15 protein-coding genes are annotated in these 14,641 nt (G+C 71.4%); 3 read left to right on the forward strand and 12 right to left on the reverse strand.

What is annotated here, in order from left to right; all coding sequences use genetic code 11:
- Window positions 1-15: 15 nt before the first annotated feature.
- The 6 genes from GGR24_RS12525 to htpX form a co-directional block, all read right to left on the reverse strand.
- Window positions 16-336, reverse strand: a complete 321-nt coding sequence (locus tag GGR24_RS12525; protein ID WP_183395718.1) for a heavy metal-binding domain-containing protein — start codon at window positions 334-336, stop codon at window positions 16-18.
- Window positions 337-403: 67 nt separating this feature from the next.
- Window positions 404-1,180, reverse strand: a complete 777-nt coding sequence (locus GGR24_RS12530; protein ID WP_183395719.1) for an SGNH/GDSL hydrolase family protein — start codon at window positions 1,178-1,180, stop codon at window positions 404-406.
- A 142-nt stretch (window positions 1,181-1,322) separates the two neighbouring features.
- A complete protein-coding gene (gene purH, locus GGR24_RS12535) occupies window positions 1,323-2,909 on the reverse strand; it encodes a bifunctional phosphoribosylaminoimidazolecarboxamide formyltransferase/IMP cyclohydrolase (protein ID WP_183395720.1) in 1,587 nt (528 codons plus the stop codon).
- Between the two features lie 84 nt (window positions 2,910-2,993).
- Window positions 2,994-4,760: a heparinase II/III family protein gene (locus tag GGR24_RS12540; protein WP_183395721.1), complete on the reverse strand. Its 1,767-nt coding sequence runs from the start codon at window positions 4,758-4,760 to the stop codon at window positions 2,994-2,996.
- A gap of 83 nt (window positions 4,761-4,843) precedes the next feature.
- Window positions 4,844-6,214 carry an RsmB/NOP family class I SAM-dependent RNA methyltransferase gene (locus GGR24_RS12545; protein ID WP_183395722.1) on the reverse strand — a complete coding sequence of 457 codons (1,371 nt, stop codon included), beginning with the start codon at window positions 6,212-6,214 and terminating at the stop codon, window positions 4,844-4,846.
- Window positions 6,211-7,152 (reverse strand): zinc metalloprotease HtpX, encoded by a 942-nt coding sequence (htpX, locus tag GGR24_RS12550; protein WP_183395723.1) that lies wholly within the window; start codon window positions 7,150-7,152, stop codon window positions 6,211-6,213. The genes GGR24_RS12545 and htpX overlap by 4 nt, the downstream gene beginning before the upstream one ends.
- A gap of 112 nt (window positions 7,153-7,264) precedes the next feature.
- On the opposite strand from htpX, the gene GGR24_RS12555 reads away from it, so the two are divergent.
- Window positions 7,265-7,456: a DUF1674 domain-containing protein gene (locus GGR24_RS12555; RefSeq protein ID WP_183395724.1), complete on the forward strand. Its 192-nt coding sequence runs from the start codon at window positions 7,265-7,267 to the stop codon at window positions 7,454-7,456.
- A 76-nt stretch (window positions 7,457-7,532) separates the two neighbouring features.
- Complete coding sequence (locus GGR24_RS12560; RefSeq protein ID WP_183395725.1) at window positions 7,533-8,168, forward strand: extensin family protein; 636 nt, start codon at window positions 7,533-7,535, stop codon at window positions 8,166-8,168.
- Window positions 8,169-8,170: 2 nt separating this feature from the next.
- Here the strand turns inward: GGR24_RS12560 and GGR24_RS12565 are convergent, their stop codons facing one another.
- Window positions 8,171-8,689: a L,D-transpeptidase gene (locus GGR24_RS12565; RefSeq protein WP_183395726.1), complete on the reverse strand. Its 519-nt coding sequence runs from the start codon at window positions 8,687-8,689 to the stop codon at window positions 8,171-8,173.
- A 182-nt stretch (window positions 8,690-8,871) separates the two neighbouring features.
- On the opposite strand from GGR24_RS12565, the gene GGR24_RS17485 reads away from it, so the two are divergent.
- Window positions 8,872-9,378, forward strand: a complete 507-nt coding sequence (locus GGR24_RS17485) for a thermonuclease family protein (protein WP_210286184.1) — start codon at window positions 8,872-8,874, stop codon at window positions 9,376-9,378.
- Window positions 9,379-9,433: 55 nt separating this feature from the next.
- Here GGR24_RS17485 and acs read toward each other — a convergent pair whose 3' ends face one another.
- The 5 genes from acs to tsaD form a co-directional block, all read right to left on the reverse strand.
- Entirely contained in the window at window positions 9,434-11,392 is a 1,959-nt protein-coding gene (gene acs, locus GGR24_RS12575; RefSeq protein ID WP_183395727.1) for an acetate--CoA ligase, read from the reverse strand.
- Window positions 11,393-11,511: 119 nt separating this feature from the next.
- Window positions 11,512-12,177, reverse strand: a complete 666-nt coding sequence (locus tag GGR24_RS12580; protein WP_343066251.1) for a class I SAM-dependent methyltransferase — start codon at window positions 12,175-12,177, stop codon at window positions 11,512-11,514.
- Window positions 12,174-12,599, reverse strand: coding sequence for an EVE domain-containing protein (locus GGR24_RS17680; RefSeq protein WP_246398408.1), 426 nt, complete (start codon window positions 12,597-12,599; stop codon window positions 12,174-12,176). Before GGR24_RS17680 ends, GGR24_RS12580 begins: the two co-directional genes overlap by 4 nt.
- Window positions 12,600-12,602: 3 nt before the next feature.
- Complete coding sequence (locus GGR24_RS12585) at window positions 12,603-13,574, reverse strand: NAD(P)H-dependent glycerol-3-phosphate dehydrogenase (RefSeq protein WP_183395729.1); 972 nt, start codon at window positions 13,572-13,574, stop codon at window positions 12,603-12,605.
- The gene (gene tsaD, locus GGR24_RS12590) at window positions 13,571-14,626 is read right to left on the reverse strand and encodes a tRNA (adenosine(37)-N6)-threonylcarbamoyltransferase complex transferase subunit TsaD (protein ID WP_183395730.1); all 1,056 of its coding nucleotides are present in this window, start codon (window positions 14,624-14,626) and stop codon (window positions 13,571-13,573) included. The genes GGR24_RS12585 and tsaD overlap by 4 nt, the downstream gene beginning before the upstream one ends.
- Window positions 14,627-14,641 lie beyond the last annotated feature (15 nt).

Below are 14,641 nucleotides of genomic sequence, written 5' to 3' on the forward strand. Positions count from 1 at the left end.
CCGGGGCGAGCCGCTTCAGTCGAGCAGCACGGCCGTCCCGGACACCGTCACCATCAGCATGGAGCCTTCGCGTCCCACGGTCTCATAGTCGAGATCCACGCCGATGACGGCGTTCGCGCCGCGGGCGCGGGCCTCCGCGACCATCTCGTCGATCGCGATGTCGCGCGCGCTCTTGAGCTCGCGTTCATAGGCGCCCGAGCGGCCGCCCACGATGTCCCGGACGGCGGCGAACAGATCGCGGAAGATGTTGGCGCCGAGGATCGCCTCGCCGGTCACCAGACCCTGATATTCGAGGATTCGGCGGCCTTCGACCGAATGCGTGGTCGTGACGAGCATGAGACCTTCTCCTCCGCGGGACGCGCGCCGGAGCAGGCTAGACCGTCAGATCCGATCGGATAAGTCCTCAGGACTGGCGCCCGGCCTCGGCGACGGCCGGAGGCGGCGGGGCGAGCTTGCGATCGAGGGCTTCCGCCAGGAAGGCGCCGACGCACGCATGGCCGACGTCGTTCATGTGCAGGCGATCGCGCGAGAGCATCGCGGCGCCGCCGGCCTTGGCCATCGCGCGCATGGCGTCGTAGCGGCGGGCGAGCGGGATCCCGTTCGCCTCGGCCAGCGATTCCAGCACGTCGACATAGGGCTCGTAGTTCGCTTCATCCTGCGGGACGAACTGCGGGTCGAGCATCGCCACGTCGACGCCGCTCCCAGAGATCGCCTTGAGGCCCTCCGCGGCCACGCGGCGGAAGGTGGCGAGATCGATCCGCCGCGCCGCGTCGTTGGTGCCGATCTGCCAGACCACCAGATCGGGCTTCGTCGACGAAATCTCGCGCGACAGTCGCGCCTCGGCCCCCACCGCGGTCTCGCCGCCGACGCCACGCGCCACCACGGTGACGCTGACGCCCGGCAGGCGTTGCGCGAGCTCCTGCTGCAGCCGCGCCGTGTACGCCTTGCCGGGCGAGGTGGCGCCCACGCCGGCGGTCGACGAGGAGCCGATCACGAGGATCTTGAAGCCGTCGCTGTCCTTCAGATGGGAGGCGGCGCGGTCGAGCCTGCCGTTGAGGGCGAGATATTCGTCCGCAACCCGGCAGGGGGCGCGCAACGGCTCGCCGATCGCGCCCGACGCGGTCAGGGCAAGGCAGCCGAGCAACGCGCCGGCGCGGAGGACGGAGACGACGGACGCCATATGTGCGGGACCCCGAAGATGCAGCAACAAGGGTGCGGGGGTACTCCCCGCTCATCGTGCGATAGCACGAGCGGGGCGCTGAGTCAGGTCAGGGCGAATCCGTATGTTGAACTCGGCGTGAATGGAGCCGGGGCGGCGCCGTTCAGTGGCGGAAGTGCCGCACCCCGGTGAACACCATCGCAAGCCCCGCCTCGTCGGCGCGTGCGATCACCTCCGCGTCCCGCATGGAGCCGCCGGGCTGGATGACCGCGGTGGCGCCGGCTTCGATCGCGGCGTCCAGACCGTCCGCGAACGGGAAGAAGGCGTCCGACGCCACGACCGACCCTTCCGTCCCGGAGCGCGACAGTCCGGCCGCTTCGGCCGCCTCGCGCGCCTTGTGGGCGGCGATGCGCGCGCTGTCGACGCGGCTCATCTGGCCGGCCCCGATCCCGACCGTGGCGCCGTCGCGCGCGTAGACGATCGCGTTCGACTTGACGTGCTTCGCCACCCGGAAGGCGAACCGCAGGTCCGAAAGCTCCTGCTCGGTGGGCGCGCGCTTCGTCGCCACCTTGAGATCGAGGTCGTCGACGACGCTCGAGTCGCGCGTCTGCGCCAGGAAGCCGCCCGCCACGGTCCGGATCGAGAGGCCGGGCGCGCGCGGATCGGGCAGGCCGCCAGCCAACAGAAGGCGAAGGTTCTTCTTGCCGGCGATGATGGCCTTGGCCTCGTCGTCGGCGTCGGGCGCGACGATCACCTCGGTGAAGATCTTGACGATCTCCCGCGCGGCGGCCGCGTCCAGCTTCCGGTTGAACGCCACGATGCCGCCGAACGCCGAGACCGGATCGCAGGCGAGCGCGCGCTCATAGGCCTCGGCGAGGCTCGGGGCCTCGGCGGCGCCGCAGGGATTGGCGTGCTTGACGATCACGCAGGCCGCGGTCCGCCGCGGGTCGAACTCGCCGACGAGCTCGTAGGCGGCGTCGGTGTCGTTGATGTTGTTGTAGGAAAGCTCCTTGCCCTGCGCCTGCACCGCGGTCGCCACCCCGGGGCGCGCCTCGGCCGTGCGGTAGAACGCGGCGCTCTGGTGCGGGTTCTCGCCGTAGCGCAGCGTCTGGGCGAGCGAGCCGCCGAGCGCCCGGAACGCCGGCGCGTCTTCGCCGACCTCGCGCGACAGCCAGGTTCCGATCGCCGCGTCATAGGCGGCCGTGCGCGAGAACGCCTTGGCGGCGAGCCGGCGGCGCAGCTCCGCCGTCGTCGCGCCCGCGTTGGCCTCCATCGCGGCCAGCACCGGATCGTAATCCGACGGCTCGACCACGACGGTGACGTCCGCGTGGTTCTTGGCGGCGCCCCGGATCATCGCCGGACCTCCGACGTCGATGTTCTCGATCATCTCGTCGAACGGCGCCGCGCGGGCGAGCGTCGCCTCGAACGGGTACAGGTTGACCACGAGGAGATCGATGGCCGCGATGCCGTGCTCCTGCATCGAACGCTGATGTCCGGCGTCGTCACGGATCGCCAGAAGGCCGCCATGGACCTTCGGATGCAGCGTCTTGACGCGGCCGTCCATCATCTCCGGGAAGCCGGTCAGGGTCGACACGTCCTCAACCGGCAGGCCGGCCTCGCTCAGCGCCCGAGCGGTCCCGCCGGTCGACACCAGGGCGACGCCGCGCGCGTGGAGCGCCTGGGCGAACTCCAGAAGTCCGGTCTTGTCCGAAACGGAAAGCAGCGCGCGGGCGATGGGGCGATCAGACATGGGTCGGTTCCGGGCGAGGGGGACCTGCCGGTAGCATCTCGGGCCGCAGAGCTGAAGAGCCGAACGCGCGACGCTGACGAACGCTCAGGCCGTCCGGGGCGGCGGACCGAACAGGGTCGAGGCCGCCGGCAGCCGAGCGGAGCGACCATAGGCCGCCTCGTCCACGACCTCCAGGGACCAGGCGATCCTCGGCGTCGTGCGCGCGCTGGCGCGGATCACGAGCTGTTCGGAGCGGCGCGGCCCCCGGGCGTCCGACAGATAGACGCTCTCCTCGAGCGAGACGGCCGCATCGGCCGTCGAGAACATCCAGGTCGCGCCGCTCGGCAAGGCCAGCAGGGCCCCAAAGCCGTCGTCCCTGAGCGTGGCGCGGACGCTTGGGTGCAGGTGAAAACGGAGAGCCACGGCGGGGTCGCTCTGCGAGCGGGAGCCCTCCACGCGGCGGAACACGTCTTCGCCGGTGAGGCTCAGGCCGTCCTGCGCCAGCCAGAGCGAGCGCTCGTGCACAACGCCGAACCGCGTGGCGTAGCCGTCATGGCTGGCGACGACGCCGATCCGGTCGCCGCTGCGCTCCCTGCGCGCCGACGCCGCCGAGGGCCCGGCCAGCACCCGCGCGCCCGAAACGCGCCGCAGTCCCGCCGAGGTGAACCGGCAGGACGACACCTCTCCGACCGTCGCGGTCGAGTGCGCGGCGGTCGCGCGTCCGGCCGCGAACCAGTCGCCGCCCTGAAAGCGCGGGGAGCCGCAGTTCACGATGACGCGCTCTTCGCCGGAAGAGAACTCGAACGACAGGCATCCCGCGTGGGCCTGCTGGGAGACGTCGAACGGCGGCGGCGGGCCGGCGTCCATGATGACGAGGCCATCGGCGGCCGCGAGCCGCTGGTAACCCGAATACTGCGCGTCCTCCACCGGAGCGCCGCGGGCGTCGTCATAGGCGAGGGCGGTGGCGATCAGATCGAACGAGGTCGGCCCCGCGCCGTTGAACTGCGCGAATTCGCCGTCGCCATGCCGGAAGAACCGCAGCATCGGCATCATCCGGTCGATCGCGCTGAGAAGCGTCTGCGGCGGCGACGCGTTGCGCGCCGTGAAGGCCTGACGGAGCGGCAGCAGGTCCAGCAGCGCGCCGACGAGCGCCGCCGGATTGCGACTGACATGCCCGCCGTCGGGCAGGATCTGCCGCTCGAGCTCCTGCGAAAGCCGCTTGGACGCCGTGCGGAGCAGGCGGGCCTCGCCGGAAAGACAAAGGCCCGCATAGGCGAGCGCCGCGGCGGCGGTCAGCCGGGGCAGGCCGTCAGGCGTCTGGTGGAACATGCGCTCCAGGCGTCGCGTCTGGCGGGTCGCGCTCCTGAGGAAGCGCCGGTAGAAGGCGCGGTCCGCCCCATCCAGGATGAGCGGGGCGTGGCAGAACCACGAGATCAGCCGTCGCGCGGCCACTTCCGGCTTGTGCGCGCTCTGCGCCGGCCCGCCCCGCAGGCCGATCCACTCATTGACGAGCGCCCGCCCGTTGGCGCGCGCGAGCGTCGTGTCGGCCGCCCGCAGGTGACGCAACCAGGCGAAGCCGTGCAGCGCGTCGGCCCACTCCTCGGAGGGGGGCGCGGCCAGGAAGGGCGAGCCGCCTTTCGTCTCCAGAACCCGGCCGGCGAGCGCGAACGTCCCGGCGTAGATTTCGGCGGCGCGGGTCGGGTCGGTGGTCCTGAGATCGTGCGGAGCGATGAGAAGCTTGTCGGGCGTGCGATGGGCGACCTCACGCGGCAGACCCGCGAGCGCGGCCAGCCGCCGCCAGACGCCGCGCGCCCAGATGGTCAAGACGATGCCGGCGAGTCGCGCCTTTTCGCCGAGCGCCGCCAACCCCATCGCTCTCCGGTCCGATGCCGACGCCTCGGCGCCACCCGCAGGAGTCTCGCACATGACGCCGCGACTGTCGCGATTCGCGGGCGTCAGCCAACCCGCAGCCGCGCCGCGAAGAAGCCGTCGCAGCCGGCGAGGCGGCGGTCTTCATGCGGGAAATGGAACGGCAGCGTCCGCACGTATCCGCTCGGATCGATCGCCTCTTCCACGCCGGGCAGTTCCTCCGGGCGCGCCGGCACGACGCGAACGCGAGGATTGCGCGCCAGCAGGGCGTCGATCTGACGCTCGCCCTCCTCCGGCTCGAGCGAGCAGACGCAATAGACCAGCAGTCCGCCCGGCTTCACCAGCCGGACCGCGGAGTCCAGCAGCTGCGCCTGGACGCGCGCCAGCCCGGCGATGTCGCTCTCGCGCTTCAGCCAGCCGACGTCCGGATGGCGGCGGGTGGTGCCGGTCGCGCTGCAGGGCGCGTCGAGCAGGACCGCGTCGGCGGGTTCCGCCGACAGCGTGGCGGCGTCCGCCACCGTGGTCGCGGCCGACAGGCCGAGCCTCGCCAGGTTCTGCGACAGCCGCATCAGGCGTTCGGCGGACTTGTCGACCGCCACGACCTCGGCGCCCGCGGCGGCGAGCTGCGCGGTCTTGCCGCCCGGCGCCGCGCAGAGATCGATGACCCTGAGGCCCTCGATGTCGCCCAGCAGGCGCGCGGGCAGGGCGGCGGCCGCGTCCTGGACCCACCAGGCGCCCTCGGAGAATCCCTCGAGCGCCGAGACGAGACCGCTCGCCACGAGCCGGACCGTGCCGGTCGGCAGGGCCACGCCGCCGAGGCGCGTGGCCCATTGCTCCGGCCCAGCCTTCACGGAGAGGTCGAGCGCGGGTTCGGCCCCGACGCTTTCGGCGATGCGCGCCGCCGCCTCCGGCCCGTAGGTGCGCGTCCAGCGCGCATAGAGCCAGCCCGGCACGTCCGCGCCGGGCGTCTCCGGCGGCGCGCCGTCGGCGACGATCCCGCGCAGCACCGCATTGGCGAGGCCCGCGAAGTGGCGGGCGTCCGGATCGGCGCGCGCCGTGGCGACGGCGAGATCGACGGCGGTGTGTGCCGGCACCTGCATGTAGAGCGCCTGCGCGGCGCCGGTCACCAGGATCGCCTCGAGCAGGCCGCCCTTCTTGGGCAGGCCCTTCTCGAGTTTGCCGGCCACCAGCGTCCGCAGCGTTCCGAGGCGCCGCAGGGTGACGCCCGCGATGGCGCGCGCGAGCGCGCGGTCGCGTTCGTCGAGCGCGCGGAAGCCGCACGGGTCGTGCTCGATCTCGAGCGAGGCGTCGAGCGAGCGGGTGCGGGACAGCACGCCGTCGACGAGCCGGGCCGCGACGCGGCGCGTCGCAAGGCCCGGGACCTCAGGCTGCGATCGGCCGGGACCGTTCTGGAAGCGCCGGCCGCCGAAGGACCTGCCCTGAGGCGGACGGTTCAACCCCACGGACCGCCGCGCGTTCCCGTCGAGCTCCACGGACCATGGGCTCCCCGTCCCGGCGCCGGCGCAAAGCCGCGCGGGCCGCCGCCGCCGCCCGTCCGGCGCGCGAACTCCATCAGCGCCGCGATGCGGTTCTCGGTGGCCGGGTGGGTGGAGAACAGATTGTCCATGCGCTCGCCTGAGAGGGGATTGATAATGAACATATGCGCCGTGGCGGGATTGTGTTCCGCGGCCGGATTGGGGATCCGGGCGGCCCCTCCCGCGATCTTGGCGAGCGCCGAGGCCAGCCATTCCGGACGGCCGCAGATTTCGGCGCCGCCGCGGTCCGCCGCGTATTCACGCGAACGGCTGATCGCCATCTGGACCACCATCGCCGCAATGGGGGCGAGGATCATCATCGCGATCGTGCCGAACACGCCGAAGGGCGCGTTGTTATCCCGGTTGCCCGAGAAGAAGAACCCGAAATTCGCGAGCATGGAGATCGCGCCCGCGATGGTGGCCGTGATCGTCATGATCAGCGTGTCGTGGTTCTTCACATGGGCGAGCTCATGCGCCATCACGCCGGCGACCTCCTCGCGGGTGAGCGAGTTGAGCAGTCCGGTCGTGGCCGCGACAGCGGCGTTCTGAGGGTTGCGGCCGGTCGCGAAGGCGTTCGGCTGGTCCTCGTGCATTATGTAGACGCGCGGCATCGGCAGGTTGGCGCGTTGCGCGAGCTCGCGCACCAGCGCGTAGAACTCCGGCGCGGTCCGCTCGTCGACCTCCTGGGCCCCGTGCATCGACAAGACCAGCTTGTCGCCGTTCCAGTAGGTGAAGGCGTTGGTGGCGACCGCGACGCCAAGCGCCAGCAGCATGCCGCCCTTGCCGCCGATCAGGAAGCCCACCCCCATGAACAACGCGGTCAATCCGGCGAGCAGAATGGCCGTGCGGAAGTAGTTCATCTGAGCCTTCGCCTCCTGGCAGCGTGACGTGCGGTTTCAGCGCATATATGTGGGCGGAAGGCCCGCTTCGCTACAGCGTGGGGACGGGCGCTGATTATCGGGAACGACGCGCATGGTCGAGGAGCCACGAAAGCCCGTCAGCGAGGCCGCCGCCCGGGCGCTCGCCGAGGCGGCGGAGCGCCGGCGCTCCTATGAGCAGGCCGAGGCCGAACTCGCTCGCAAAGCCGAGATCGCGGGCCCGGCCGGCCCGGACCCCGTCCGCTACGGGGACTGGGAGCGGAAGGGGCTGACGAGCGATTTCTGAGCCTGATCCGCCCGCAGGTCGGTCTGCGCCGCCGATCCTGGGCCGCCTTCTGAGCCGGCTGCTCGCCGGCGTCGTCGTGATCGCCGCCATCGCCGCGGGGATCGTGCTGTCGGACCTGGACCACTATGCGCCGCTCGATCTTCGCGAGCCGCCCGGCTTCCTGACGCAGTGGCGACTGCGCGCCCTGAAGGGCGACCCGGAAGGGTGCGTGGCCGTGCTCCGTCGTTCGCAGGTCGCGGTCCGCCGCGCGCCGGAACGGCGGCTCGCCAACAGCTGCGGCTACAGCGACGGCGTGACGCTCTCCGGAGGCGCTCTCTCGAAACTGCCGGTCATGAGCTGTCCGCTCGCGGCGGCCGTCGTGAGCTGGGAACGGCACGTCCTCCAGCCCGCCGCGCAGGCGAGGCTCGGCGCGCGCGTGGTCGGCTTGCGGCATCTCGGCGCCTATTCGTGCCGAGACATCGCGGGGCGGCCGGGACGGAGGTCGCAGCACGCGACCGGAAACGCGCTCGACGTCGCGGCGTTCGAGCTGTCAGACGGAAACCTGGTCTCGGTCGCGTCGGACTGGAGCCGCGACACTCCCAAGGCGGCGTTCCTGCGGGACGCGCGGAGCGGGGCCTGCGGCGTCATGGCCGGGGTGCTGTCGCCCGACTGGAACGCCGCGCATCGGGACCATTTCCACCTCGACATGGGCCGGCTCGACGTCTGCCGCTGATCTCACGGCACGACGACGACCTTGTCGCCGACGCGGACACGCTCATACAGGTCCACGATGTCGGCGTTGCGCATGCGGATGCAGCCGTAGGACGCGAAGGTCCCGATCGAGCCTGGCCGGTTGGTGCCGTGGATAGCGTACTGGTCCCGGTCCAGCACCAGGGCGCGCGGACCCATCGGGTTCCGGGGCGAGCCGCCGGGAATGACGTCCGGAAGGAAAGGCTTGTCGCGCTTCACGTCGGCGGGGGGCGACCAGGCCGGGGCGACATACTTGCCCTTGATATAGGCCGAGCCGAGCCATTGCTTGCCGCGCTTGCCGACCGCGACGGGGTAGCGATAGGCGGCGCCGTCGTTGAGGATGTAATAGAGCTTCCGCTCGGCGTTGCGGATCAGGATGGTGCCGGCGCGGTACTGGTTGTTCTCCAGCCTGACGACCTCACGGGCGTGCCCCGGCCCCGCGCCGGACGCCAGAAGCGCAAGCGCCGCGCAGAGCCTGAGCCCGACCGACCCGATACCCGTCATCCTACGCCTCGAGCGCCCGCCTGCGGTCGCGCAGGCCTGTCAAACACTGAGCGCCCCTTAGAGCATGCGGCGCTGAACGCCCGGTTTAGCCGGCGCGCGAGTTTGCGTGGCTTCGCGCAATGATTTGTACAGTACGGAAGATAATCCTTTACTTGTCGAGATCATGGACGCCTTATAGGATCATGTTCTTCTTTTCGCCTCGCCGCCGCTGGTCTGCGCAGCGCCTCGCCGATCTGGGCGCGGGCGTCTGCCTCGGCGTGGCGATCGCCGTTGCGGCGCAGGTGAAGGGCGAGGGCCGCGAAGTCCCCCCTTCGGCGCCGGAGGTACGATCGCCGCCGCAAGGGTTCCGCGCGACCGCGCTCTCCGTGCTCGACGGCGACACGTTCGAGGCGCGGGTGACGGTGTTTCCGGGACAGGAGATCGTCACGCGCGTGCGGCTCGCCGGGATCGACGCGCCTGAGCGCCGCGGTCGCTGCGCGGCCGAGAAGGCGGCGGCGGAGGCCGCGACCCGCGCCTTGCGGAAGCTCGTGGACGGCCGTCCGCTGACGCTGACCGACGTCGAGGCCGACAAGTATTTCGGCCGGGTGGTGGCGCGTGTGGCGAGCGGCGCCGGAGACGTCGCCGAGGCCCTGCTCGCCGACGGCCATGCCCGGCCCTATGAGGGGGGCCGCCGCGCGGGCTGGTGCTGAGCTTCGGGAGCCGCGGCCTGGGGGATGCGGCTCCCAGGGGCGGGAGCCGCGGGGCTCAGGCCGCCGCTTCGCCCGTCCGCCGGTTCTGCCGATGCTCGATCAGGTCGTCGACGACGCCCGGGTCGGCCAGCGTCGAGGTGTCGCCCAGCGCCGCGAACTCGTCCTCGGCGATCTTGCGCAGGATGCGGCGCATGATCTTGCCCGAGCGCGTCTTCGGCAGGCCCGGCGCGAACTGGATCAGGTCCGGAGACGCGATCGGGCCGATGTCCTTCCGGACCCAGGCGACCAGCTCCTTCTTGAGGTCCTCGGTGCCCTCGACGCCCGCCATCAGCGTGACATAGGCGTAGATGCCCTGGCCCTTCACGTCGTGCGGATAGCCGACGACCGCCGCCTCCGACACCTTCTCATGCGCGACCAGCGAGCTCTCGACCTCGGCGGTCCCCATGCGGTGGCCCGAGACGTTGATGACGTCGTCGACGCGGCCGGTGATCCAGTAATAGCCGTCGGCGTCGCGCCGGCAGCCGTCGCCGGTGAAGTACTTGTTGGGGTAGGTGGAGAAATAGGTCTCCTCGAAGCGCTTGTGGTCGCCATAGACGGTGCGCATCTGGCCCGGCCAGCTGTCGGCGATGACCAGATTGCCCTCCGCCGCTCCCTCCAGCGGCTTGCCCTCGGCGTCGACGAGCTCAGGCCGGATTCCGAAGAACGGCTTGGTCGCCGAGCCGGGCTTGAGGTCGGTCGCGCCGGGCAGGGGGGTGATCAGGATGCCGCCGGTCTCGGTCTGCCACCAAGTGTCGACGATCGGGCAGCGGCTGTCGCCGACGACCCGGTAGTACCACTCCCAGGCTTCCGGGTTGATCGGCTCGCCGACCGAGCCGAGCAGGCGCAGGCTCTCCCGCGAGGTCTTCTTCACCGGGCCCTCGCCGCCGCCCATCAGGGCGCGGATCGCGGTCGGCGCGGTGTAGAAGATGTTGACCTTGTGCTTGTCGACGACCTCCCAGAAGCGGGAGGTGGACGGATAGTTCGGAACGCCCTCGAACATCAGCGTGGTCGCGCCGTTCGCGAGCGGACCATAGACGATGTACGAGTGCCCGGTGACCCAGCCGACGTCCGCCGTGCACCAGTAAACGTCGCCGTCGTGGTAGTCGAAGATGAGCTGGTGCGTGAAGGACGCGAAGACCAGATAGCCGCCGGTCGTGTGCAGGACGCCCTTCGGCTTGCCGGTCGAGCCCGACGTGTAGAGGATGAACAGCGGATCCTCGGCGTTCATCTCCTCCGGCTCGCATTCCGGGGAGGCCGCCGCGATCGCGTCTTCGTAGCGGACGTCACGGCCCTCGACCATGGGCACGTCCGCCCCGGTCCGGGTGACCACGAAAACCGTGTCGACGCCGCCCGCCTTCTCGATCGCGGCGTCGGCGTTGGCCTTGAGCGGAACCTTGCGGCCGCCGCGCAGGCCCTCGTCGGCGGTGATCAGGCAGCGCGACTCGCAGCCCTCGATCCGGCCCGCCAGGCTGTCGGGCGAGAAACCGCCGAAGACGATGGAGTGGATCGCGCCGATGCGCGCGCAGGCGAGCATCGCATAGGCGGCCTCGGGGATCATCGGCAGGTAGATCGTGACCCGGTCGCCCTTCTTGACGCCGCGCGCCTTGAGGGCGTTCGCGAACCGGCAGACCTGCTCGTGAAGCTCGCGATAGGTGATCGCCCGGGAGTCCGCCGGGTCGTCGCCTTCCCAGAGGATCGCGGTCTGGTCGCCGCGGGTCGCGAGATGGCGGTCGATGCAGTTGGCCGAGACGTTGAGCGTCCCGTCCTCGTACCAGCGGATCGAGACGTTGCCGGGCGCGAACGAGGTGTTCTTCACCTTCGAGAACGGCTTGATCCAGTCGACGCGTTTGCCGATCTCGCCCCAGTATCCTTCCGGATCCTCGACGGAGCGGCGATAATCCGCCTCGTAGCGCGCCTTGTCGATGTAGGCGCGCTTCGCCCAGCCTTCCGGCACGGGATGGACTTTGTCGGACATAGCGCTCGCTCCCAAGCGTAGTCATGCGCCCGCTCTCCGGGCGGGCTGCGGCCAGTTTAGGACGCGTCCCGGAGGCCCTACAAGCCGCCGCTCTCGGCAGTTTGGCGGAGAACGCGCGCTCAGCTTCCGAAGCGCGCGAGCCGCCAGACCGTCGTGCGCTTGATCTCGGAATCCTCGAGATCGCGGCTGACCGGAACCGTGTACTCGGCGACCGCCTGAAGCCTGTCGCGGGGCAGGTAGCTCCGCCCTGGGTCGCCGACCAGAATCTCGGCGCCGCCGGCCGCGCACCGCTCCAGCCAGTCGATCAGCCGCGCCGCGAGGTCGCGCTCATAGAACAGGTCGCCGACCAGAACGACCTCGAAGGCGCCGGCCGCGCCGCCGATCGGGTCGTCGGCGAGCGGCGTCACCCGGACGCCGTTGGCCGCGGCGTTCAGCATCATCGCCGCGCGGGCGAACGGATCGGGGTCCGCCGCCGTCACCGAAGCCGCGCCGGCCTTCATCGCGGCGATCGCCACCAGCCCGGAACCCGAGCCGACGTCCAGAACCCGTCGCCCGGCGACGCTCGGCGGATGATCGAGCACATGCCGCGCCAGCGCCTGGCCGCCTGCCCAGGCGAACGCCCAGAACGGCGGCGGAAGCCGGGCCTGAGCCAGCTCCTCCTCGGTTTTCGACCAGAGCGGCACGGCCTCGTCGGCCACATGGAGCATGATCTCGGGCGCGTGCGGGACGGGTCGCAGCGTCGTGTTGCCCCGGATGAAGGCCGCGCGATCCGTCGGCGCGCTCACGCTGTCTCGGCCAGCCCGCCCATGTGGCAGACCTCGGCCCACTCCGCCTCGGTGACCGGCTGGACCGAAAGCCGCATGGACGTGACCAGAGCCATCCCGGCGAGCTTCGGGTTGGCCTTCACGGCCGCCAGCGTCACGGGCGTGGGCATGTCCGTCACGGCGCGGATGTCGACGCATTCCCAGGTGGGATTGTCGGCCGTGGAATCCGGATGGGCGAGCTTCGCGACCTCGACGACGCCGACGATCTCCTTGCCCTCGTTGGAGTGATAGAAGAACCCGCGGTCGCCGATCTTCATCGCCCGCATGTTGTTGCGGGCGAGGTAGTTGCGCACGCCGGTCCATTCGGTCCCGGCCGCGCCCGCGGCCTTCTGCTGGTCCCACGACCATGCGGCGGGCTCGGATTTGAACAACCAGTAGGCCATCGTTCAGATCTCGGACTTGAGCGGCCGGGCGAGCAGTCCGGCGACGGCCGCTCCCACGCTGACGCGTCCGGCGAGGACCTCGGCCACCGCCGTGGAGATCGGCATCTCGACGCCATGTTCGGCGGCGAGCGCCACCAGCGCCTCGACGGTCGCCGCGCCTTCGGCGAGTTTGTTCGGAGGGGGCTCCCCGCGCCCGAGCGCCAGCCCGAGCGAGAAGTTGCGGGATTGGGTGGATGAGGCCGTGAGCACGAGGTCGCCGAGGCCGGAGAGGCCGGCGAGCGTCTCCGGCCGGGCGCCGAGCGCCAGGCCGAGCCGGCCAAGCTCGGCGAACCCGCGGGCCACCATCGCGGCGACGGCGCTCGCGCCGAGGCCGCGGCCCGCCACTGCGCCGGCCGCGATCGCGAGCACGTTCTTGGCCGCGCCGCCGAGCGCCGCCCCGACGATGTCGGTCGAGCGGTAAGGCCTGAAGGAGCGCGTCGCGAGCGCCTCGCAGACAAGCGCTGCGGCCGCCTCGTCGGCCGAGGCGAGCGTGACGGCGGTCGGCAGGCCGAGCGCCACGTCCTCCGCGAAGCTCGGGCCGGACAGCAGCGCGCGCCGGGAGCCGGGCAGCGCCTCCTCGAGCACGATGTGGGGCAGGGCCAGGGTGCCCTTCTCGACGCCCTTGCAGCCGCTGACGACCACCGACTCCGGCGACACCAGCGCGGCGATCTCGGTCGCCACGGCGCGCAGCGTCTGGGTCGGCACGACCATCAGCACGACGCCCGCGTCCGCGAGCGTGGTCTTGTCAGCGGTCGGGTAGACGCCCTTGTGAAGCGGGATGTTGGGCAGGCGCGCGGCGTTGGTCCGGTCGCGCGCGATCTCCGCCATGCGTCCCGGATCGCGGCCGATCAGCGGCGTGAGCTCGCCGGTGGCCTCCGCGGCGACATTGGCGAGGGCGGTGCCCCAGGCGCCGGCTCCGACGACCGCGACCTTCACGCCTTGGCTCCCGGCGCGGCCGCCGCGAGATCGAGCGGCCAACGCGGCCGCGGCGCGAAGGAGAGATCGTCCTCGAGCCCAAGCGCGAGGCGCTCGGCGCCGGCCCACGCGATCATCGCGCCATTGTCGCCGCAGAGCGCAAGTGGGGGCGCCACCAGCCGCGCGCCCATCTCGCTCGACACCCTCTGGAGGGCCCGCCGGATCTGGCCGTTCGCCGCCACGCCGCCGGCGACCACGATCGCGCTCGGCGCGCCATGGCGCTCGCAGAACATCCGGAACGCGACGCGGACCCGGTTGGCGACGACGTCGGCCACGGCGGCCTGGAAGCTGGCGCAGAGATCGTCGACGTCCTGCGCCGAGAGCGGCGCGACACGCTCCGCCTCGAGGCGGACGGCGGTCTTGAGGCCGGAGAGCGAGAAGTTCGGCTCCGCCCGCCCGAACATCGGTCTCGGAAAGGCGAAGCGCTCCGGGTCGCCGGTCTCGGCGCGCCGCTCGACCTCGGGTCCGCCCGGATAGCCGAGATCCAGCATCTTCGCGACCTTGTCGAACGCCTCTCCGAGCGCGTCGTCGAGGGTCGTGCCCAGCCGCACGTAACGGCCGACGCCCAGCACGGCGAGCAGTTGCGTGTGGCCTCCGGACGCCAGCAGCAGCAGGTAGGGGAAGGCGATCCCGTCGGTGAGCCGGGCGGTCAGCGCGTGCGCCTCGAGATGGTTGACGGCGATGAAGGGCTTCTCCGCCACCACCGCGAGCGCCTTGGCCGCAGTGAGCCCGACGATGACGCCGCCCACGAGGCCCGGCCCTGCGGCGGCGGCCACGCCGTCCAGATCGCGCAGCGTCACTCCGGCCCGCGACAGGGCGGCGGACAGCACGCCGTCCAGCGCCTCGACATGCGCCCGGGCGGCGATCTCCGGCACCACGCCGCCGAACGCCGCGTGCTCCTCGACCTGAGCCCGAACCACATTCGAGAGGATTTCCCCGGGGCCGTCGCCCCCCCGCCGGACGATGGACGCGGCGGTTTCATCGCAAGTGGTTTCCAGGCCGAGAACCAGCATGACGCCTCATATTCG

The organism is Hansschlegelia beijingensis, assembly GCF_014196425.1.
GTDB lineage: Bacteria > Pseudomonadota > Alphaproteobacteria > Rhizobiales > Methylopilaceae > Methylopila > Methylopila beijingensis.

What these genes read in the sequence shown, in the direction of transcription:
- GGR24_RS12525 (WP_183395718.1), bottom strand. Translation starts at nt 336, where the DNA reads ATGCTCGTCACGACCACGCATTCGGTCGAAGGCCGCCGAATCCTCGAA.
- GGR24_RS12530 (WP_183395719.1), bottom strand. Translation starts at nt 1,180, where the DNA reads ATGGCGTCCGTCGTCTCCGTCCTCCGCGCCGGCGCGTTGCTCGGCTGC.
- purH (WP_183395720.1), bottom strand. Translation starts at nt 2,909, where the DNA reads ATGTCTGATCGCCCCATCGCCCGCGCGCTGCTTTCCGTTTCGGACAAG.
- GGR24_RS12540 (WP_183395721.1), bottom strand. Translation starts at nt 4,760, where the DNA reads ATGGGGTTGGCGGCGCTCGGCGAAAAGGCGCGACTCGCCGGCATCGTC.
- htpX (WP_183395723.1), bottom strand. Translation starts at nt 7,152, where the DNA reads ATGAACTACTTCCGCACGGCCATTCTGCTCGCCGGATTGACCGCGTTG.
- GGR24_RS12555 (WP_183395724.1), top strand. Translation starts at nt 7,265, where the DNA reads ATGGTCGAGGAGCCACGAAAGCCCGTCAGCGAGGCCGCCGCCCGGGCG.
- GGR24_RS12565 (WP_183395726.1), bottom strand. Translation starts at nt 8,689, where the DNA reads ATGACGGGTATCGGGTCGGTCGGGCTCAGGCTCTGCGCGGCGCTTGCG.
- GGR24_RS17485 (WP_210286184.1), top strand. Translation starts at nt 8,872, where the DNA reads ATGTTCTTCTTTTCGCCTCGCCGCCGCTGGTCTGCGCAGCGCCTCGCC.
- acs (WP_183395727.1), bottom strand. Translation starts at nt 11,392, where the DNA reads ATGTCCGACAAAGTCCATCCCGTGCCGGAAGGCTGGGCGAAGCGCGCC.
- GGR24_RS17680 (WP_246398408.1), bottom strand. Translation starts at nt 12,599, where the DNA reads ATGGCCTACTGGTTGTTCAAATCCGAGCCCGCCGCATGGTCGTGGGAC.
- tsaD (WP_183395730.1), bottom strand. Translation starts at nt 14,626, where the DNA reads ATGCTGGTTCTCGGCCTGGAAACCACTTGCGATGAAACCGCCGCGTCC.